The organism is Corynebacterium striatum ATCC 6940 (assembly GCF_000159135.1).
Taxonomy (GTDB): domain Bacteria; phylum Actinomycetota; class Actinomycetes; order Mycobacteriales; family Mycobacteriaceae; genus Corynebacterium; species Corynebacterium striatum.
Window position 1 is genome coordinate 609,914 of the sequence record NZ_GG667520.1, and the last position, 3,088, is coordinate 613,001.

Sequence of the window (3,088 nt, forward strand, 5' to 3'; positions counted from 1 at the left end):
ACCACGCTCGATGAGCTGACGGTGGCTCGCCGTGAGCACCTCGGTGAGCAGGGCTATATCCCACAAGCTCGCACGATGCTCGGCAGCCTGCCTAAGGATCAGCGCAAGGACGCTGGCCGTAACGTCAACATGGCGCGCGGTCGCGTCGAGAAGCGCTACGCGGAGATTCAGGCTGTTCTTGAGGCGGAGGCTCGTGCGGCTCAGCTCGCTGCCGAGACCGTCGACGTCACCATCCCCACCACCCGCGCCCAGACCGGTGCTCTTCACCCAATTACGGCATTGTCCGAGCGCATCGCCGACATCTTCGTCGGCATGGGCTGGGAAATCGCCGATGGTCCTGAGGTCGAGGCGGAGTACTTCAACTTTGATGCGTTGAACTTCAAGCCGGATCACCCAGCACGTACCCTGCAAGACACCTTCCATGTCTCGACTGAAGGCTCAAAGCAGGTGTTGCGTACCCACACTTCTCCTGTACAGGTACGCACCATGCTGGACCGCGATGTTCCGCTCTACATTGCTTGCCCAGGTCGTGTGTTCCGTACCGACGAACTCGACGCTACGCACACCCCGGTATTCCACCAGGTTGAGGGACTCGCAGTGGACAAGGGCCTGACTATGGCTCATCTACGCGGCACCTTGGACCACTTGGCCAAGGTCCTGTTCGGCCCTGAGACCAAGACCCGCATGCGCACCAACTACTTCCCGTTCACCGAGCCTTCTGCCGAGGTCGATGTCTGGTTCCCAAACAAGAAGGGCGGCGCAGGCTGGATCGAGTGGGGCGGCTGCGGCATGGTCAACCCGAACGTCCTCCGCGCAGTGGGCGTTGACCCAGAGGAGTACACCGGCTTTGCATTCGGTATGGGCCTCGAGCGCACCTTGCAGTTCCGCAATGGCCTTACCGACATGCGAGACATGGTCGAGGGCGACGTTCGCTTCACCCTGCCATTCGGCGTACAGGCATAAGAAGAACCCAGAAAGGACAGGAAGAAAACGGTGCTTATTTCCCAGAGCTGGGTCACCGGACTGCTTGGCGCTAAGAACCCCGGTTGGAAAGTAACCCCAGAGGAACTGGACTCCGGATACGTCCGCGTCGGTTTCGAGACCGAAGGCTACGAGAATCTCCCAGAGACCACCGGCCCGCTGGTCATCGGCAAGGTGGAGGAAATCGAGGAGCTCACCCAATTTAAGAAGCCCATTCGTTACTGCCAGGTCAACGTCGGTGACGCAAACGGCACCGGTGAGCTGCAGGGTATCATCTGCGGCGCTCGCAACTTCCGTCTCGGCGATCACGTCGTCGTGGCGCTGCCGGGTGCCGAGTTGCCGGGTGGATTCAAGATTGCTGCCCGCGAGACCTACGATCACATCTCCAACGGCATGCTGTGCTCCGCCGCGGAGCTCGGGTTCGCTGAGAAGTCCGATGGCATCATCACCTTCGGAGAGGAGTACGGTCAGTACATCGGCCAGGATGCCCGCAAGCTCATCGCCTTGGCTGACACCGTATTCGACGTCAACATCACCCCGGACCGTGGCTACGCGCTCTCGGCACGTGGCCTGACTCGCGAGATTGCTTCGGCTTTCAACCTCGAATTTGCTGACGTTGCGCAGGACCCGTCCGTTGCAGGCATCGATGTTTCTGGTGTTCCCACACCGGAGGGGGGCCTCATCAACATTGACCTGCGTGAGGAGACCAAGGCCCAGCGCTTTGGTTTGCGCAAGGTTTCCGGCATCGACCCGAATGCTCGCACTCCATTCTGGATGGAACGCGAGCTCATGCTGTCCGGCCAGCGTGCCGTCAACCCGGCTACCGACGTCACCAACTACGTGATGCTGCTGCTGGGCGCTCCTATGCACGCGTTCGACGCCAACCTCGTTAAGGGTGGCTTGGTAGTGCGCAATGCGGAAGAGGGAGAGAAGTTCGAGACCTTGGACCACGTCAAGCGCACCCTTTCCGCCGGCGACGTCGTCATCTGCGATGACAATGGCATCCAGTCCATGGCTGGTGTCATGGGTGGTACGTCCACTGAAATTATCGACGAGACCACTGATGTGTACTTCGAGTCCGCTATTTGGGACCCAATCACGGTTGCGCGTACCTCTCGCCGCCACAAGCTTTCCTCGGAGGCCTCCCGCCGCTTCGAGCGCGGCGTAGACCCAGCCATCGTCGAGGTTGCGCTCGACGTTGCTTGCGCTTTGCTCGTCGAGATTGCTGGCGGCACCATCGAGTCCGGCCGTACCCTTGTGGGCGACGTCGCCAAGCCGCAGCAGATCACCATGCGGGCTAGCAAGCCAAGCGAATACGCGGGCGTGGAGTATTCCCGCGAGACTATCGTGCAGCGTCTGCGCGAGGTGGGCTGCACCGTGGAAGAGCAGGGGGAGAACCTGCTGGTCACCCCAGCTACCTGGCGTACCGACATCACCATGGATGTCGACCTGATTGAGGAAGTCCTGCGTCTCGAGGGCCTCGAGGACATTCCGACGATTCTTCCGACCCCAGTCGGCGGTCGCGGACTCACCCCGGCTCAGAAGCGTCGCCGCGCCATCGGTCATGGCTTGGCCTATGCCGGTTACGCCGAGGTTCTGCCTTCTCCGTTCATCGCCAACGACACGTTTGACGTATGGGGATTGGACGCGGACGACGACCGCCGCCGCACTGTTTCCGTGCAGAACCCGCTGGAGTCTGACAAGGCCATCTTGAGCACGACCCTGCTGCCGAACATGCTAGAAGCCATCGGTCGTAACGTCGCACGTGGCCGTGCAGATCTGGCACTGTTTGGTCTGCAGCAGGTCTCCTTCAAGCGCGCGGATTCTTCGCCGATGCCGTCCGTTGAGCAGCGTCCAGCAGACGATGTGGTCAAGGAACTGCGCGAATCCCTCCCAGAGCAGCCGCTCCATGTCGCGACCGTAGCTACCGGCAACATCGAGCATGAAGGCCCGTGGGGCGAGGGTCGTGCCTTTACCTACGCCGATGCTATTGAGTCTGCTCGTCAGGTTGCTCGTGCGGCTGGCGTCGAGATCGAGCTGGAGGCTGCCGAGGAGCTGCCTTGGCACCCGGGCCGTTGCGCTGCGGTGAAGGCAGTCGTCGACGGTG

The 3,088-nt window shown here is 61.4% G+C and carries 2 protein-coding genes; both read left to right on the forward strand.

The window, feature by feature from the left end; all coding sequences use genetic code 11:
* Window positions 1–963 (forward strand): phenylalanine--tRNA ligase subunit alpha (gene pheS, locus HMPREF0308_RS05075; RefSeq protein ID WP_005529337.1); only part of this gene is annotated, 963 nt, incomplete at its 5' end.
* A gap of 30 nt (window positions 964–993) precedes the next feature.
* On the forward strand, window positions 994–3,088 hold a 2,095-nt coding region (pheT, locus tag HMPREF0308_RS05080; protein WP_005529339.1), incomplete at its 3' end, for a phenylalanine--tRNA ligase subunit beta.